Source organism: Bacillus sp. FSL W8-0519 (genome assembly GCF_038005585.1).
GTDB lineage: Bacteria > Bacillota > Bacilli > Bacillales > Bacillaceae_G > Bacillus_A > Bacillus_A paranthracis.
The window spans coordinates 1,152,757-1,170,758 of the sequence record NZ_JBBOTL010000001.1; the positions used below are offsets into that span (position 1 = coordinate 1,152,757).

Genomic DNA, 18,002 nt, shown 5'->3' on the forward strand with positions numbered 1-18,002 from the left:
CCCACTATATTGGTGGGAGGATTCCATTTTCCCTTTATGAGAAATTATGAAATTGCGTTCTCTAATCGCTCTTTCTGACGAAGATGATGTGCAAAATGCATAGAAATAAGTTGAAACCATTCTGCTGCATGTAAGTAACCAAGCCCAGGATGTTCGACTTTACAATCACTTGGGATAGAAGAAAGTGTTGGCTCAATGTCTTTAACAATTGTAATTAATTCTAGAAGCTGTTTCTGTATGTCTTCTTTATTAGAGGGATTTTCAGGTGTATATCCAGGATGATTTGGTACTTTGATTTGTATATCCGGGAAAGCACCAAGTTTATATACTTTTTCACCCATGTCCGTTTTCTTGTTAGTTGCTGATGGTGTTTCAGTTTTACATTTCGCAATTGCATCTAACTGCATATATGTAGAGGCAATTAAATGACTATACATTTGACCGAGGGACCATTCTTCGCTAGACGGCTTCGTCCTAAATTGTTCTATAGAGTACCTTTCTAATTCCTCTATGTAATACGTTGCTAATTCCTCAAATTTCTTCATATTGTTAACCCCTTTTTATAAAAATGTATTTGCTAATACCTAATATAAAGGATGGCTACTGACAACATTATGTCAGTAGTGAAATTAAAGTTTTAACATTTTTTTTGCTTCATCACGGATTTTCTCAGAAAGAATTTTTGGCTCAAGTACTTGCACTTGGCTCCCCCAGCTAAATACCCATTGAAATACTTCGTCTATGTTTCTTGATTTCAAAAAAACGTGAAAACTGTTATCTCTATGCTCGTATGAATCTATAAAAAAGTAGCGGGACTCAATAATCTTATGTGCAATATGAGATGGAAACAATAAATGAACCGTAACAGTCCGATTGCTTTCAGGTTTATAGTTTTGTAAAGAAAAATCTTTCGGCTTTGTAAAGAATTCTTGTTCTTGCTGTAATGTATCCATTCGATCTAAACGAAAATTGCGTATTTGTTTTCGAAGTAAACAGTGGGCAACGATGTACCAAATTCCTGAAATATTGACTAAGCCATAAGGATGAACGGTCCGCTTTATTTTTGTAGTTTCTCTCGGTTTCCGATAAGAAAAAGAGATAGCTTGTTCTTTTTGAATAGATTCTTGCAATAGAAGAAGTTGATTTTCTAGTTTTTCTTGTTCAGATTGCTGATGTGAAAATATAGGAGAAAGGAAACGAAAAGTTTCTCGTAATTCCTGGGCTTTCTTTTGTTGATCAGCAGGGAGAACAATTTCAAGTTTCTCTTTTGCTGATCGTGCATGTACAGAAAAAGAAGAAGTGAAAGTTTTCTCGATATAATCACCGCCTAGTAAAAGAGTAACAGCCTCTTCAGGCGTAAGCTGAATGGGGGGCAAGAAATAACCATCCATTAATGAATAACCGTGACCAGGCATTGAATAAATAGGAACACCCGATTCGTTAAGTGCATCCATATCTCGATAAATCGTTCTTATACTTGTCTCAAATTTTTCCGCTAAGCTTTGTGCTGTAACAGTTTGTCTTCTTTGTAATTCAATTAATATAGCTAATAAACGATCGGTCCGATTCATGAAATATCTCCTTTTATCTTTAATAAATATGCCTCCTGTAAACTTCTAAAAGTAATATAAAATCCCCTCCCATTAACATACTTTTCCCTATGTATAATATTAATATAGTAAAATCATAAGAAGCCGTATTGCAGTTTCCAATAATATACTATATAATCAATTTAAGAAAACGTTTTCATGCAAAGGGGGAGAATTTCGTGTCGACTATAGAGGACGTGGCGAAATTAGCGGGGTTATCAAGGACAACGGTTTCTAGGGTGATTAATAATCATCCATATGTTTCAGATGAGAAGAAAAAAAGGGTTCAATTAGCAATGAAGCATTTAGGCTTCGTTCCTAATTCTGCGGCGAGAAGGCTTCGTAAACAAAAAACGGAAACAATTGCGGTGCTAGTTCCAAGGATTACAAATCCTTTCTTCAGTAGATTTATTGAAGCAATCGAGATTGCTGCTTCTGAACATAAATATAAACTGATTATTTGTCAAACAAGATATTTACCGGAAAAAGAGATGGAGTATTTACAATTATTATCTACGAAACAAGTAGATGGGATTATTCTATGTTCACTAGAAAATCCGTGGGAAGATGTAGAGCCATACTTACAACACGGTCCAATCGTGTTATGTAATGAATATATTGAGGAAGCAAATATTCCAACAGTGAAGTTTGATCATGCGCAAGGAGCATACATAGCTGCTAAGCATGTGTTAGAACAAGGATATCGTAATCTTATTTTTTGCCGTGGTAACGAAACCAAAGTGGTTAGCCAACAGCGAAAAATGGGCTTTTTACGTGCAATAACGGAGAAGAGCCGCCAAGTAGAAGCGATTGATTTTCTTGAAAACGCTTTCTCTTGGGAAGATGGAAAACGAATATTCCATGAAGTATTAAAGGACAAAAAAAATCCTACCGCGATTTTGGCAGGAGGCGATGAGGTAGCAGCTGGAATTATTTCAGAGGCGAAACGCCATGACTGGACCATTCCAGATGATCTCGCTGTTATCGGTTTTGATAATCAAATTTTATCACAGATTACAGAGCCAGGTATTACGACAATTGAACAGCCAATCGATGAGATGGCCCGAAAAGTTGTCGACCTGATGATGGATAAAATCCATACGAAAAATTATCGAAAAAAAGAATTGTATGAGTTTGAACTGGAGCTCTTGGTGAAAGGTTCAACGATGAAGGATACGATGTTATTAGCCTAGTAGACTATGTCTGCTAGGTTTTTTTCTGTTCACAAACTACTATTCTTCGTGAACGCAGTCATCACATTTGTTATGGTATGCTTCGTGTTGCTCATCAATTTCTTTCCCACAGTGCGCACAAGTTTTCGTCGGTAAATTTCTGAAAAACTCCATTGGTTGATCGATCATGTCAATCCCTCCATTTCCATTTCTTACTATCATTGTATTAGTACAAAAAACAAAAGTCAACAACTGTTTTATAACAAAATTGAAAATTAATGAAAAAGTTTAGGAAATGGATTATAGTTAACAATGTAGAATGTAAGTGAAACATGCATTTCTACTCGGTTTTAGAAAGGATGGATACATATGAAAATGACTGTTGTCGGCTTTTGGGGCGGCTTTCCAGAAGCGGGAGAAGCAACGTCGGGGTATTTGTTTGAACACGATGGTTTTCGTTTACTTGTAGACTGTGGTAGTGGTGTATTAGCACAGCTTCAAAAATATATAACACCATCTGATATAGATGCAGTTGTACTTTCGCACTATCATCACGATCATGTTGCAGACATTGGGGTATTGCAATATGCGAGATTAATTACGAGTGCGACAAAGGGACAACTACCGGAACTACCAATATACGGTCATACGTTTGATGAGAGTGGATTCCATTCTTTAACGCATGAACCGCATACGAAAGGAATCGCGTACAATCCAGAAGAAACACTTCAAGTTGGACCGTTCTCGATCTCATTCTTAAAAACTGTTCATCCTGTTACATGCTTTGCGATGCGTATTACAGCAGGTAATGACGCTGTAGTATATAGCGCAGATTCCAGTTATATTCCTGAATTTATTCCATTCACAAAAGATGCTGATCTTTTCATTTGTGAGTGTAATATGTATGCACATCAAGAGGCTGCAAAAGCAGGGCATATGAATAGTACAGAAGTAGCAAGTATTGCGAAAGATGCGAATGTAAAAGAACTTTTATTAACGCACTTACCGCATACAGGCAATCCAGCTGATTTAGTAACAGAAGCAAAACAAATTTTCAGTGGCCATATTACGCTAGCGCATAGTGGCTACGTATGGAACTCATGAGGTGATACGATGTTATTTATTGATAATAAAGGGATTACAGATCCTAGAATAAACTTAGCGATTGAAGAATATTGTGTGAAGAATTTAGATATTAACGAAACATATTTACTTTTCTACATTAATGAACCTTCGATTATCATTGGTAAAAACCAAAACACAGTAGAAGAAATTAATGCAGATTACGTAAAAGAAAAAGGTATTCATGTCGTTCGTCGTCTATCAGGCGGAGGCGCAGTATATCATGATTTAGGAAACTTAAACTTCAGTTTTATTACGAAAGATGATGGAGACAGTTTCAGCAACTTCAAAAAATTCACAGAGCCTGTAACGAAAGCGCTTGGTAAATTAGGCGTAAATGCAGAACTAAGTGGTCGTAACGACATTTTAGCTGAAGGCAGAAAAATTTCAGGTAACGCGCAGTTCTCAACGAAAGGTCGTATGTTCAGTCACGGTACGTTACTATTTGACTCTGAAATCGATCACGTCGTATCAGCACTGAAAGTAAAAATGGATAAGATCCAATCCAAAGGAATTAAATCAATCCGTAGCCGCGTTGCGAACATTACAGAGTTCCTAAACGAAGAAATGACGACAGAAGAGTTTAGACAACTTCTTCTAGAAACAATTTTTGAAGGAGAAACAGAAATCCCAACGTATGAATTAACAGAAGAGGATTGGAAAGAAATCCACAAACTTTCTGAAGAGCGCTACCGCAATTGGGACTGGAACTATGGAAAATCTCCGAAGTTCAACTTACAACATTCACACCGCTTCCCAGTTGGACAAGTTGACGTTCGTCTTGAAGTGAAAAAAGGAACAGTAACAGAATGTAAAATTTACGGTGACTTCTTCGGTTCACTAGATGTGCATGATATTGAAGAACGTCTAACAGGCGTACAATTTGATAAAGATGCATTCACTGCAGCTTTAGAAGGCGTAGATATCGCACGTTACTTCGGTAATATTACAACAGAAGATTTCTTACATTTGTTCTTCTAAAAATAAGGGAGGCTACCGTAACTGGCAGCCTCTTTCTTTTTGCGTAGATTGTCACGTTTTGTCGGTAAGTCGATATATTTTAAAAATCGCTGATATATTTCGAGTTGCGGTCGATATATTTGGAAAATCGCCGATATATTTCGAGTTGCGCTGATATATCTGAAAAATCGCCGATATAATTTTATATACGATAAAATCACAGGACATCTGCCTCTTATAAAAGAATATACATATTCAAAAGGAGGCGGATCGAAATGAAAAGAGTAATGTACGTTGTATTATTGCTCAGCTTCGTTATTGGAATAGCAGCTTGTAACGATGAAACGTCCTCAAGTCGCATACTTTTATCGATTGGAAAACCAGCGAAAGATAATGTTATATATTTTACGCATACAGATAACAGACGAAAGATACAGGAAATACAAGACATGTTTCAAAATAAGAAGTGGAAAAGAAATGAAACATTCAGCACTGTTAATAAGACACCAGATGTCGTCTTTTCAATAGATGAAGACAATGCAGGGTTACCGGCACTATATGTTACGGTGTATTTTCATGAAGATGGAGCGGACGCGATTAACTTGTTTGGAGAGCATACGACGTTAAATAAAGAGGAACTTACTAAACTTAGAGAAAAGATGAGTGCATATTATCCTAAAATGATTTTTGGTTTAGTTTCATAAATTACTTGCAAATAAAATTCCCTTATCCTTCCAAAGTAAATGAAGAGGAGGTGATCTGTTTATATGCAGTTAATGGAATAACACTTGCCACTTTAATTTTCTTTTAATATAATTAATTTAGAATTTTTAAATATTCTAAATTTTATAAAGGTGGGGTTTGTGTGAATCTCGTTCAATCTTTGGCTGAAACGGCGAAAAAGAAGGGGGATAAACCGGCTTATATATTTATGGATCAGTCGGTCTCATATGACCAATTAAACAAAATGGTCACAAGGTTTTCTAGCAATTTAGCAGAAATGGGCATTGGAAAAGGGGACAATGTTGCATTAGTTGTTGGAAATTCACCACATTTTTTGGTCGGTTTATACGGAACAATGAAAGCGGGAGCAACTGTTATTCCAGTTAATCCAATTTATACAGCAGACGAAATGCATTACATTTTACAAAATGGAGATGTAAAAACAATTATCGTACTCGACGTCCTTCTACCTGTTATACAATCTCTTACAACAAGACTTCCTTCACTTGAAAACATCATCATATGCGAAACCTCATCAGATTTTAACCATACAGAAACCGAAAAAATGAAAACGTTTACTACAATGATAGGGGCTGGAGATGTAACTTACGAAGGCCCAGAACTAGATGAAGAAGATGTAGCGGTTATTCTATACACTTCGGGCACAACTGGAAAACCGAAAGGCGCTATGTTAACGCATAAAAATTTATATAGTAATGCGAGCGATGTGGCATCGTATTTACAATATACGGCTGATGATCGCGTCGTTGCGGCACTGCCAATGTTCCACGTATTCTGTTTAACAGTGGCGGTCAATGCACCGATTGTGAACGGGGCAACGATTTTAATGTTACCGAAATTTAGCCCGAAAGAAGTATTCCGTATTTGCCGCACGTACGAACCGACGATTTTTGCCGGTGTACCGACAATGTATAATTATTTATATTTATTCGAAGAAGCAAGCGCAGAAGATGTGAAGACGCTTCGCCTTTGTATTTCAGGTGGTGCTTCAATGCCTGTTGCTCTTCTGCAAAACTTTGAACAACGTTTTGACGTTATCGTTTCAGAAGGATATGGTTTATCAGAAGCATCACCAGTTACTTGTTTTAATCCACTAGATCGTCCGCGTAAGCCAGGGTCAATCGGTACAAATATTTGGCATGTAGAAAATAAAATTGTAAATGAACTTGGGGAAGAAGTACCTGTCGGAGCAGTCGGCGAATTAATTGTTCGCGGGCCTAACGTTATGAAAGGATATTATAACGCACCAGAAGATACAGCTGCGACATTAAAGGACGGCTGGTTGTATACAGGTGACTTAGCAAAAATGGATGAAGAAGGTTACTTCTATATCGTTGATCGCAAAAAGGATATCGTCTTAGTTGGCGGCTATAACGTATATCCTCGTGAAGTAGAGGAAGTATTGTACATGCACGAATCAGTGGCGGAAGTTGTCGTAATCGGTGTTCCTGATGAAAACTTAGGAGAAGCAGTGCGAGCGTACGTCGTTCTGAAACAAACGAACGTAACAGAAGAAGAACTGATGCATTACTGCACATTACATTTAGCAAAATATAAAGTACCAAAGAGTATTGAATTTTTAACAGAACTGCCGAAGAATACGACAGGCAAGTTGCTGAGAAGAGCTTTGAGAGAAAAAGCGATGCAAGTTTAAATCTAGGGGCAACCATCTTTATGAAGATGGTTGCCTTTCTATTTTTTAGCATTGGTTAAGCTATGGTGCCATATATTTAAACCGTAATATGACTAATAAGGAGGAGATATAAGTGGAACAGAAGGAATTACGTTTACGGCGAGTGCAGTATCTTATTTGTGACATTATGGATGAAATGAATGCTGAAAGTGAGAAGAAAAACTTAGAGGTTTTGCAGCAAGTCATTGATCACCTTTCAGGAGCGATAGGTGATTTAGTTGATCCATCAAGCTCGTATTCTATCGATTATTTAGAACGGAAAGTTCATACAGCGCATTATTTACTTTTTAAAAATGAGCGGAAAGCGTACTTATGTAGGAAATAATAGTATTATTTTTATTTGACATTGATAATCATTATCAATATGATAGTTGTGTTAAGTATATTTATATAAAGGGAGATGTCATATTGATAATGATTAAGAAAAAATATATGAATGCATTTGTTATAGCAGCAACGTTAGTAGTTCCATTTAGCGGTATGATGGCACCGATTGCGAAAGCAGAAGCGGTAGTAGAAATGAAAGCAGCTAGCAAATTAGCAGATGGCACGTATGACGTTATTTTAAAGACTTATAAAGATCAAACGAATGATACATCTGTTGCGTCTACATATTTAAAGAATGCAAAAGTAACGATTCAAGGTGATAAAAAAATCGTTACGTTAACAGTTCAAGATAGTAGCTATTTCCAGTATCTTAGAGTAGAAGATCCGAAAAAATTAGGGACATTCCATGATGTAAAAGTAATTTCCGAAGATAAAGCAAATAACGGTACGAAAGTTGTTCAATTTGAAATTGATGAGTTTTCGAAAAAATATAATATGCAAATGCATATATTAATTCCAGCAATTAAATATGATCATACATATCAAGTACAGTTTGAAATCGATGCGAGTGCAATTGAACAGAAGCCTAAATTCTCTGACGTACCAGCATGGGCACAAGAATCAGTTCAATATTTAGTAGATAAAGAAGCAGTACACGGTAAGCCAGATGGTACATTTGCACCAGCTGAAAATATTGATCGTAGTTCCGCTGCAAAAATAGTAGCAACTGTTTTAGGATTAGAAATTAAGAAAGATGCAAAGCCATCATTCCCTGATGCACAAAATCACTGGGCAACGCCGTATATTGCTGCTGTTGAAAAAGCAGGTATTGTAAAAGGTGATGAGAAGGGAAACTTTAATCCGGGCGGGTTAATTAACCGTGCATCAATGGCTTCTATGTTAGTAAATGCATATAAATTAGAAAGAAATGAAAATATAAAACTACCGAAAGAATTTGCTGACTTAAACAATCATTGGGGTGCGAAGTATGCCAATATTTTAATCCAAGAAAAGATTTCAATTGGAACAGATAATGGCTGGGCTCCAAATAAAGCGGTAAGTCGTGCGGAAGCAGCACAATTTATTGCGAAGGCGGATAAGTTGAAGAAATAAATGAAATAGACTGAGAAATGAAGGCGCACAACGTTCACTTTTGTGAATGGATTGTGTGCTTTTTTATGTGTCAATTATTGATAGGATAGTGTAGAGGATAATATTAATCCGTTATTAGTGGAAATGGACCTCGGCAATATGTATACTTTACAGGTGCGTATGTCTAGCAAAGGATTGTAATTGGTCAAAATTGAAAAGCATATTATACAAAAAATCATTATAAAACTTTTGTTCAATTACCACGTAAAAAGGATGATAAGATCATGCGAATTGATAATAAAATAAAATCGTTAACTCCTCCATTTATACATTTACTATTTATAAATGAATTTAATCATTCTAAACATTTAAGAATAGAAGAGAATATCCAATTAATATCTATTGATGGTAGTAAATGTATGGATATGAATGGGTTATTTAGCGAATTCTCAAAGAAAATGAATTTCCCAGATTATTTCGGTGGTAACTGGAATGCTTTTGATGAGTGTATAAACGATTTAAGTTGGTTAACATCTGAGCAATATGTAATTTTGATTAGTAAAACAGATAAATTGTTGGTGAATGACAATGAGAATTTTGAAGTGTTAATAAATATATTGTCTGATACGTGTATGGAGTGGGCAGAAGGTAGGGAATATGGGGAGTTAATAACTTTTCCAACCCCTGTTCATGTGTTTTTTTGTTGTATAGATAATAAAGAGAAACATATAATTGAGAGGTTTAAGTCCACAGGCATAATTGAATTTGATATTATAAAATAAATTTGCAGTTATAAAAAAGCATTGTGGTAGTAATCACAATGCTTTTTTATAACTATCCCTCTAAATATTACAGGTTCATAATATTTTAAAATATAGCTAGTAATTGTTGAAACGTATTATAAGATGAAAAGAGGAATCTCTTTGAGGAGTTCGCCGTTGTTTATAGAAAGGAAAAGTCAACTTGTATAATTTTAAGCAGGATACAAAAGAATTATTGCAGCAGATAGTAAGGAGAAAGGCACCTGAACTATTATGGATTGTAGATTGTAAAGACTTTCGTATGTTAGAAATTGAAATCATCCATGAGTTGAGAGACATTTTGGCAGATGAGTTAATTGAAAAAGGCTTTGATGAACAGGATAATATTAATGATTTTGGTAGAGTTTTAGAGGAATGGATTGATATATTTGGAGATTCTCTTGAATAATACTTTGCGCTTTATAGCTTAGAACTGAATAAGGAGGACTAAAATGAACTTTGAATTCAAAAAAGTTCAGTGTATAGAAGATAGTAATATATATCGGGTGAATGATTTTACTGATATATATGAAACGGATTTACATAATAATGATGATTTTAATATTGATAATTTGAATTTGCTTTTTCAACAGAGGATTCGTCAATTCATTATACATGTAAGTAAATCAGAAATATTACATTTTAAAAAGGAAGTCGATTCTAAAAATATTTTTTATAAGATGCTAGACTTTGGCAGGGATAATGTTTTCTTTGTTTTTGAATCTATACAAAAGAAAGAAGTACTTTATATTATCAAATTATTTTATAGTGTAAGTATAGAAAACACGTTAGCTATAATTTGTTTGGGAGAAAAGGTTGATACTAAATTAAAAAAATTAAATCAAAATAAGATTATAGAGTATGTAATGGGGAATTGTTTTGTTCCGAAAATTACATTAGTCCCCTCATCGGCGTGTGCATTTATTCAATATGATGGTGCATTATTAACAATTGCTAGTAACAATTTAGAAATATAGAAAAAGAGTAAGGATGGATAAAGATATTAGAGAGAAGAGTGAATATAAGCTCTTCTCTCTTTATATATGCCAGGGTAATTTAGTCGTAAATAAAAATTGTTTTTAAGGAGAAAACATGGACACATACATCGAAATACACAAACCTGCAACAGAAAAGAACGACTATTTTCTAGTGTTAGATGAACATGATAATTTTGAAAATGATAAAATCTTAAATTTGTTATCAATAATTAATAGATATATAGTTGATGTTGATACAAGCATGGAACAATTTATGAAAACAATGATGTCGAAATTTCATTTATATATTTTAGTGAATTGTGAAGGGGTTCAAGAGGAATTAACAAAGGTGCAAAATTACATTTGGGAAAAAGAATTAAAAGAGTTAAACTGGAAGAAGTCGATTGTGAAGAGCACAATTTTAATAAACCAGTATGACCCTGCAACTGATATTTTCGATGTGATTTCTCCTGTATGTATGGAAGGGAGCCTCATGTTCCTTTTCTCTGAAAAAGAAGTAAACGATAATGAGTTAGAGAGTATCATAAAACATATAAATTTTGATCGGACAAGAGTATATTTCAATAAAGAAACAATTGAACTGGCGGGGGAAATGGGGTATATAGTAGGGCATTTTGAAGATGAGTATTATTTAGTATCTTTACGTTCGGAAAAGCAAGTATTTGTTTGTTATGCGGAAGAACGTATTATGGATTAGAATGAAGCAGCAAAACATGAAGTTTCTACATTGAGAATGAAAATGCACCTGAATTTTTGGGTGCATTTTTTACAATCTTTATGTGTAGAATCAATGAGAGGATTTTATTATTAGAAGAAAATAGTTTCAATGAAAAACAGTTAGAGTGTTATAGGAGAGAATAAATGGAATCAGTACTATTCAATGAATTAAATTATACGTTACAAATCGGAAAAATACGTATGTTTATACCAGATTTTAGTTCAAAAGAATATATCATTTTTGAGGATTTAGCTGGGCTTTTAGATTTAGAGACAAATTATGATGCAATGGTTTTTATACGAAATCAAGTTAAAGAAGCGGGAATAAAAGGTAAAGTCCGTTTTGATTCAGAGAGCGATTGTGTAGAGATATATTCAACAAATGGAAAGACAATGTTACAAGTTACGATTTTGGTGAATAAGCTTATAGACGAAGAATTTACATTTGAGAATAAAAGAGAGTATAAACAGTTCATTGAATCTTGGAAACGACCTAAAAAACAAAAATGGAAAGCTGGGGATGTATTTTCTATCTCTTTACCAAATGAAACATATTTTTTCGGACAAATTGTTGAATTGATGGAAGACGTGTTTCCTTTATGTGTTATATTCGATTTGCATTTGAAAACAGTACCTACTAAGGAGGAGATCGATAATGCTAACATTTTGACAGCATTGATGCTTAATGGAATGGTATTTGACGATTATACTCTTAAGGTTATTGTTGATATGGAAATAATGGGAGAAATAAATGAAAACACTAGGAAAAACCCAGTTCGAAATGTGACTTGGTCTACTGCTCATTTAATAGATTTCTGCATAGAATACAAGTTAGAAAAGAAACAAAAGTTTGTAGAAGAGATATCTGATAATAGAAATTTTATAATTGAGTATAACTGAGGATAGCAACTTTTATCCGTATTATAAAGTGGAGGAAAATGCATGAATAAATTAGGATTTAGAGTTATTCGCGGGGAAGAGGGATATAGCCATTATTTTGGTGGAGCAACTTGGGAAGGTCCTATATGTCCGCAATGTAATGAACAAGCGCATCAAATATTTACCTTTGATTTGAATGATTCGAGATTAGAGGAACTTAAGACAGAAGAATTAAAAGAGTTGCCGTTAATTACTTGTTTAAATTGTTCCTTATATGAAGATATACAAAATTTCAAAATAAATATAATGGAACGTTCTATACATACCATTACTCAAAGTGAGATGTTTGATTGGAAGTATGAATTAATTGATAAGATACCAGTTCCTTTGCCGAAATATGATATGAAATTAATAACGATGGAGAAATATGATGTCCCTTGTGATGAAGATGAAAATGACCAAGCTTTTGATGCGATGGGAAGAGACTATATTTGTAGAATACTTGGAGCACCTCTATACATAGACGATTTTATAGAGGCAACGTGTCCTTGTTGCTCGAAAAGTATGAACTATGTGGCTATGTTGACCGGAGAGGATTATGGGAATGAAGGGGGACTTACAGGAGGAATAACTTTTCAAATAGGACAGAGTTTTTTATATTTTTATCTATGTAAAGAATGTCTAATCATACAAACTTCCATGCAGAGCACTTAAGTTTGTTCCGCGGTCTGAACGGTTTATTTGAATGAGAAGAGGAAGTGCATCACTTCTTTAAGAGATTAAAATGTATTAGTTAAAATAATAATTGAGAGTAAGCGTCAAACTTATTAAGATTAAGTAAGTTTGACGCTTATTTATATGTTTAGAATTAATGAGAGGATTTTCATCTATATGAAAGAGATCGTATGTAAAGAGTTAATAAGTTTTAAGTCTATTGTTGAAGCCTATCAAATTAAAAAAATGAGTTTAGATTACAAGCAAAATGTAATTTTGCTAGTACAAGACAATCAGAATCGACCTTGTATGATTTATTTAGATAAAAATAATGTGAATATAAGTAATTTCAATTTAAATGCGGATATTCATGTTGAATCTGTTCAATGTATGCAACGAATCGGAGAGAGAGGGTTGCTTATATTTAATTATAAAGATGAGAATGCAGTTATTTATAATCCGGATGGAAGTGAATATGTTAAGTTTTATGCAGGAGAAGGGATTCAAGATTGTCAGGTTGATGTGAATGAAGATATTTGGGTTAGTTATTGTGATGAAGGGATTTTTGGAGAGTGCCCAATTGGAGCAAATGGTATAGTTGCTTTTGATTCTACAGGTCAATTAATTTTTGATAGTTATGATCAATATGTAGAAAAATATAATATACCGTATATAGATGATTGTTACGCAATGAATGTGTTAGATGGAGACGTTTGGCTCTATTATTATTCAGAATTTCCTTTAGTTCAAATGAAAGATAAAAAATTTCATATGTCGTGGAATGAAATAAATTTAACTAGGGAAACATGGTCGAAAAGTTTTGCGGTTGCTCAAGATAAAGTAGTATTTATTACGCAAGATAAAAAGTTGGTTGTTTATGATTTAAATAATAATCATATGCATGATATGAATCTTCGTAATGAGCTAGGGGAGCAGGTTCAATTTGTTAATTATTATAGCCGCGGATCTGTTATGTATTTTCAGACGGACGATACGCTGTATTATGTTGATGTACTTAATATGTGAGGAAATAATAGAAAGAAAGCTGAATGTATTAGAGTGTTAAGTTTGTATGAAAAGAGTTGAAATTATGCACAATATTATTGTGAAAAAACTGGAACCTGTATATGGAAAAGATACAAAAACTGTAAGAACTGGAACTAGGGTGTTTGGAAATATAGATAAAGTTAATTGGATGAATGTGATAAATCCGCCTCTTAGTAAAGAAGAAATTCAAGTATTTGAAGATGAGATGGAAACTGTATTTCCAGAACCATATAAATATCTACTATCTCTTATGAACGGAAGCTTTTTAGCGAATTTAGTTCGTATAGCAGGGCAGCCGAAAGTGGGTGGTCTTTCTGATGAGGAAGAATATTTGCAACCGTTTGAATTAAAGAGTTTTCAACAATTATATGATTCTAAAAAAATTCCTGAATCATATTTTGTCTTTGCAGATTCAATGGATTTAGGCACAATATATGCTATTAATGAAGAGAATAGAGTATTAGAATTACATTTAAGAAATAAGAAAGTTTTAAGAGACCTAGGAACGATGGAAGAATGGTTGAATTTGTTATTAGAAGAAGCGGTGCGTATAGATTAATGGTCGGGGAGTAGTTTATGAACTTAAAATATAGAAATGGTTTTTATTGTGAAGATCGCTGTGCTTAATATTTACGTTATAAGTGCATAACAAGATATAATAGAAGAAATGAATAAGGAGGCTAGTTGTGAAGAATCTTCGTTATCTCAATATATTTACGATATTAATTATATACACACTACTTATGCTCTACATAGGCTGGAACGGCTGGGTTTGGCTTCATGCCGTATTTGGCTGGGAGTCTTGGGGATATTACGCTTTCGTTGTTGGCTTCATTTCCTATGCGTACATTCTCGTGCAAGTGTTTAAGTTTTTGCCATTTCTACGAACGATAGGTTCGATTTGGTTTGCGGTTATACAATACGCGCTTATGTTATTGCCGTTAGCTAATATTACAGTCTTTCTTTTACAGTTTGTAGTAGAGAAAGAAGCGGCAATTATTTGGACAGGGGCAGCTGTGTTAGCTGCATTTATTTTTATCTTTGCGTACGGAGTATTTAATGCATATAGCCCGGTAGTAAGAAAGTATGAGGTGCACATTCCGAAAAAAGTAGAGGGACGTAAAAGCTTACGCATTGCGATGGCTTCTGATATGCATTTCGGTAAATTATCTGGCGTTTCGCATTTGAAAAGGCTTGTTCGTCATGTAAATGAAATGGAGCCTGATATTATTTTACTGCCGGGTGATATTATCGATGATCATCCAGGTGTGTTCATTCAAAAAAATATGGGACATATTATGAAACAAATGACAGCTCCACTAGGCGTATATGGTGTGTTAGGAAATCACGAATATTACGGACGAGCAGTTCCAGAATTCCTGCAAGAGATGGATAAGATCGATATTCGCATTTTATTAGATGAAGTAATTACAATTGAAGATCAGTTTTATCTCGTTGGAAGAAGAGATAAAACAGAGCGAGATCGCCAAAGCTTTGAAAAACTTATGAGTACAGTAGATAAATCCATGCCAGTTATCGCAATGGATCACCAACCATTTGAGTTGAAACAAGCAGCGGATGCTGGCGTAGATTTACTATTATCCGGTCATACGCACCGCGGACAAATGGCACCAAACCATATTGTAACGAGAAGAATGTACGAACTAGACTGGGGATACGCACAAAAAGGTGCATTCCACGCAATTGTTTCTTCTGGTTTCGGATTTTGGGGGCCACCATTAAGACTTGGAAGTAGGTCGGAGATTGTACAGGTGGAGGTTACGTTTGAATAAGTGTATGTAATAGAGAGCTAATGGCTCTCTATTTTTACAAATAAAAAAGGCTCCATATAAGGAGCACTCAATAAAAATAAATGAATTAAAACAAATAACAGACATGTATAATATACAATATTAATAATTTAAAATCAATATATTTGAATTTAATATTTTATTGGTGTCGATTTCATAAAAGAGTTACGATTATAAGATAAAGGGGGATTATAAGTGATCATATCAGATGTGCTATACGGAGAATTTGAAGTGGATCCAGTAGTAGAAGAATTAATTGTAAGTAAGTCTGTGCAAAGGTTAAAAGGTATTCATCAAACTGGCGCAAGCTACTTAATAAATGAGGAATGGAATGTAACGCGCTTTGATCATTCAGTTGGCGTTATGTTGTTAATTAAGAAACTCGGTGGCTCAGTAGAGGAACAAATTGCTGGTTTACTGCACGACGTATCGCATACTGCTTTTTCTCATGTGATTGATTATGTTTTTGATAACAAAAATGAAAGTTATCATGAAGAAATATTTAGTGCTGTTGTGAAAAATTCAGAAATTCCAGCAATTCTTGCGAAGTATGGCTATAACTATGAAGAGATTTTGTTAGATGATTCGAAGTGGACGTTACTGGAAAGGTCAGCGCCAGAATTATGTGCAGATCGAGTGGATTATACGTTACGAGATATGTATACATATGGGTATATTTCTTTAGAAGAGGTTCATAGATTTTTAGAGGATATTATCGCAGTAGAGGGGAGAATGGTCCTTCAAAATATCGAAATAGCAGAGTGGTTTACAGAAACGTATTACAAAGAAGTCATCGATTTCTTTATGCAACCAATGAATATTTATGGAAATGATATGTTAGCAAAAACGCTAAAGTTAGCTCTACACAAAAAGGTTATTCATGCAGATGATTTTCTTCTTGAAGATGATGAGCTAATTTCGAAATTGCAGCAATGTAGTAATCCAGAAGTACATGCTTTAGTAAGCAAAGTTCATCCGAATGTAAAAGTAAAAGAAGATAAAAACGATTATGATTTGTATCAGAAAAATAAAGTACGCCTTATTGATCCTCCGATACTTCGTGAAGGGGAAGTCGTTCCATCGTCTGTTGTGTCAGAAAACATAAGACGGATGAGTGATAGCGCTTATGAAAAAGCGGTGAAAGGGATGTATGTGAAAGTGATTTCGGATTAAAAAGGAGAGCATCACTCCTAGATGCTCTCCTTTTCCCACATCACTGATCAAACCAATTCCAAACCTCAATATCTCCAAGAGTCGCATAACGTACGTGAGGTGAGTTTTGTAATTTTAACAATTCTTTCGACGGCCCAGTAATGACAATGCCATATACTTTTACGCCGTTATCTTTTACATACTCATAACGCTTATCTAAGTTCAGCTCTTTTTCAGGAGTCCAAGTAGTTTTGCTTACAGTTTTTTTATGCTCAGAAAGAATACGCATCATTTCGATTACTTCATCTTCTTTTGTCTTCGGTCGTTTTGCTTCATTATCAGGGAGATTTATATGTTCTGAAAATCCGATAACCTCTCCGCCATGTAGAATGAAATCTTCTTCATCTATTCTTTCTTGCCCTGTGTCTAAAGCGTACCATATAGGAGTGGGCGGCATTTCTTGTGCTTCAAATGTGCTATATAGAATGGATGCTAATTCTTGTAAAGTGTAAGGTTTGTCAAAAGATATCGCTACTTCTGCAACGGTGCCCTCATGTATCTTTCCGAGTGTACTCCAAACTTTTTTAGAGATTTCTTTCAAATGATCATCTTGCTTTATTTTTGGATGAACAAAGGAAAGTTTGTTGGAATAGGGTTTATTTGCCCATGATTGATTTGTGTCAGTTACAGATGATAAGAAGCTACGCGTTGTTACTGTACCAATTGGCATTTCTTTTTTACCGACCGTTTTAACTAAATTCATTTCAATTTCTGTACGGAAAAAGGGTTTAATCTTTGTACTGCCTCCAGTGGAACGACTATTTGGAATTGTTGCTTCTAGTGCGAGTGCTGGAATCTCATTTACTTCAACTAATTTTTTCATATTATAGAAGTAAAAAGAAGATGAGAAATGACCAACAAAATAGATTGCAATACAAACGGCAAGGACAAAGCTAACGGTTTGCCAACGTTGTTTCCATTTTATTTTCCAAAACGGAACTTTCAGGTTTTGTGGTGGTAGTTTTTTCTTTATTGTTTCACTTTTTGAAAGCAATTGATCTAAGTAAGCCTCGCATTCTTCACATGTCTCAATATGACTTTCTAACAGTTTCTGTTCATCATGCGTGAGCGTTCCGTTTGCGTACTTCTCCCATAGTTTTTTAAATTCTGTACAACCCATCCGTA

General features: G+C 34.6%; 21 protein-coding genes. 17 read left to right on the forward strand and 4 right to left on the reverse strand.

All coding sequences use genetic code 11. The features are described from left to right. Positions 1–44 precede the first annotated feature (44 nt). A complete protein-coding gene (locus NST14_RS05965; protein WP_000713022.1) occupies positions 45–545 on the reverse strand; it encodes a DinB family protein in 501 nt (166 codons plus the stop codon). Positions 546–629: 84 nt separating this feature from the next. After that, a complete protein-coding gene (locus tag NST14_RS05970; protein ID WP_001082268.1) occupies positions 630–1,571 on the reverse strand; it encodes a helix-turn-helix transcriptional regulator in 942 nt (313 codons plus the stop codon). Between the two features lie 197 nt (positions 1,572–1,768). Here NST14_RS05970 and NST14_RS05975 point away from each other — a divergent pair, with 197 nt between their 5' ends. Then, the gene (locus NST14_RS05975; RefSeq protein WP_048557260.1) at positions 1,769–2,782 is read left to right on the forward strand and encodes a LacI family DNA-binding transcriptional regulator; all 1,014 of its coding nucleotides are present in this window, start codon (positions 1,769–1,771) and stop codon (positions 2,780–2,782) included. Positions 2,783–2,821: 39 nt separating this feature from the next. On the opposite strand, the gene yhfH is transcribed toward NST14_RS05975, so the two are convergent. After that, positions 2,822–2,950 carry a protein YhfH gene (gene yhfH / locus NST14_RS05980; RefSeq protein ID WP_000567010.1) on the reverse strand — a complete coding sequence of 43 codons (129 nt, stop codon included), beginning with the start codon at positions 2,948–2,950 and terminating at the stop codon, positions 2,822–2,824. Positions 2,951–3,130: 180 nt separating this feature from the next. Here yhfH and NST14_RS05985 point away from each other — a divergent pair, with 180 nt between their 5' ends. The 16 genes from NST14_RS05985 to NST14_RS06060 all read left to right on the forward strand — a co-directional run bounded on the left by NST14_RS05985 (position 3,131) and on the right by NST14_RS06060 (position 16,838). Then, complete coding sequence (locus NST14_RS05985) at positions 3,131–3,865, forward strand: MBL fold metallo-hydrolase (RefSeq protein WP_000784661.1); 735 nt, start codon at positions 3,131–3,133, stop codon at positions 3,863–3,865. A 9-nt stretch (positions 3,866–3,874) separates the two neighbouring features. After that, on the forward strand, positions 3,875–4,864 hold the full coding sequence (locus tag NST14_RS05990) for a lipoate--protein ligase (protein ID WP_000897258.1): 990 nt from the start codon (positions 3,875–3,877) through the stop codon (positions 4,862–4,864). A gap of 254 nt (positions 4,865–5,118) precedes the next feature. After that, positions 5,119–5,547: a hypothetical protein gene (locus NST14_RS05995; RefSeq protein WP_000832616.1), complete on the forward strand. Its 429-nt coding sequence runs from the start codon at positions 5,119–5,121 to the stop codon at positions 5,545–5,547. A gap of 161 nt (positions 5,548–5,708) precedes the next feature. Further along, positions 5,709–7,241, forward strand: a complete 1,533-nt coding sequence (locus tag NST14_RS06000; RefSeq protein WP_001055186.1) for a fatty acid--CoA ligase family protein — start codon at positions 5,709–5,711, stop codon at positions 7,239–7,241. A 112-nt stretch (positions 7,242–7,353) separates the two neighbouring features. Beyond that, positions 7,354–7,605 carry a hypothetical protein gene (locus tag NST14_RS06005; RefSeq protein WP_000435472.1) on the forward strand — a complete coding sequence of 84 codons (252 nt, stop codon included), beginning with the start codon at positions 7,354–7,356 and terminating at the stop codon, positions 7,603–7,605. A gap of 89 nt (positions 7,606–7,694) precedes the next feature. Further along, positions 7,695–8,720: an S-layer homology domain-containing protein gene (locus tag NST14_RS06010; protein ID WP_048557259.1), complete on the forward strand. Its 1,026-nt coding sequence runs from the start codon at positions 7,695–7,697 to the stop codon at positions 8,718–8,720. A 263-nt stretch (positions 8,721–8,983) separates the two neighbouring features. Continuing rightward, positions 8,984–9,481 (forward strand): barstar family protein, encoded by a 498-nt coding sequence (locus NST14_RS06015; protein WP_048557258.1) that lies wholly within the window; start codon positions 8,984–8,986, stop codon positions 9,479–9,481. Positions 9,482–9,662: 181 nt separating this feature from the next. After that, positions 9,663–9,908: a hypothetical protein gene (locus NST14_RS06020; protein WP_000282232.1), complete on the forward strand. Its 246-nt coding sequence runs from the start codon at positions 9,663–9,665 to the stop codon at positions 9,906–9,908. Positions 9,909–9,951: 43 nt separating this feature from the next. Then, positions 9,952–10,476 carry a hypothetical protein gene (locus NST14_RS06025; protein ID WP_001008521.1) on the forward strand — a complete coding sequence of 175 codons (525 nt, stop codon included), beginning with the start codon at positions 9,952–9,954 and terminating at the stop codon, positions 10,474–10,476. A 115-nt stretch (positions 10,477–10,591) separates the two neighbouring features. After that, on the forward strand, positions 10,592–11,194 hold the full coding sequence (locus tag NST14_RS06030; protein ID WP_000382049.1) for a hypothetical protein: 603 nt from the start codon (positions 10,592–10,594) through the stop codon (positions 11,192–11,194). A gap of 164 nt (positions 11,195–11,358) precedes the next feature. Then, a complete protein-coding gene (locus NST14_RS06035; RefSeq protein ID WP_000446713.1) occupies positions 11,359–12,114 on the forward strand; it encodes an Imm26 family immunity protein in 756 nt (251 codons plus the stop codon). Positions 12,115–12,156: 42 nt separating this feature from the next. After that, positions 12,157–12,807, forward strand: coding sequence for a hypothetical protein (locus NST14_RS06040; RefSeq protein WP_001037223.1), 651 nt, complete (start codon positions 12,157–12,159; stop codon positions 12,805–12,807). Positions 12,808–12,984: 177 nt separating this feature from the next. Continuing rightward, the gene (locus NST14_RS06045) at positions 12,985–13,833 is read left to right on the forward strand and encodes a hypothetical protein (RefSeq protein WP_000659253.1); all 849 of its coding nucleotides are present in this window, start codon (positions 12,985–12,987) and stop codon (positions 13,831–13,833) included. 64 nt (positions 13,834–13,897) lie between these two features. Then, complete coding sequence (locus tag NST14_RS06050) at positions 13,898–14,413, forward strand: SMI1/KNR4 family protein (RefSeq protein ID WP_000551523.1); 516 nt, start codon at positions 13,898–13,900, stop codon at positions 14,411–14,413. Positions 14,414–14,540: 127 nt separating this feature from the next. Next, positions 14,541–15,647 (forward strand): metallophosphoesterase, encoded by a 1,107-nt coding sequence (locus tag NST14_RS06055; protein ID WP_048557257.1) that lies wholly within the window; start codon positions 14,541–14,543, stop codon positions 15,645–15,647. A 213-nt stretch (positions 15,648–15,860) separates the two neighbouring features. Next, positions 15,861–16,838, forward strand: a complete 978-nt coding sequence (locus NST14_RS06060; protein WP_048557256.1) for an HD domain-containing protein — start codon at positions 15,861–15,863, stop codon at positions 16,836–16,838. Positions 16,839–16,878: 40 nt separating this feature from the next. Here the strand turns inward: NST14_RS06060 and NST14_RS06065 are convergent, their stop codons facing one another. Next, positions 16,879–17,997 carry an anti-sigma factor gene (locus NST14_RS06065; RefSeq protein WP_000501920.1) on the reverse strand — a complete coding sequence of 373 codons (1,119 nt, stop codon included), beginning with the start codon at positions 17,995–17,997 and terminating at the stop codon, positions 16,879–16,881. Positions 17,998–18,002: the final 5 nt, after the last annotated feature.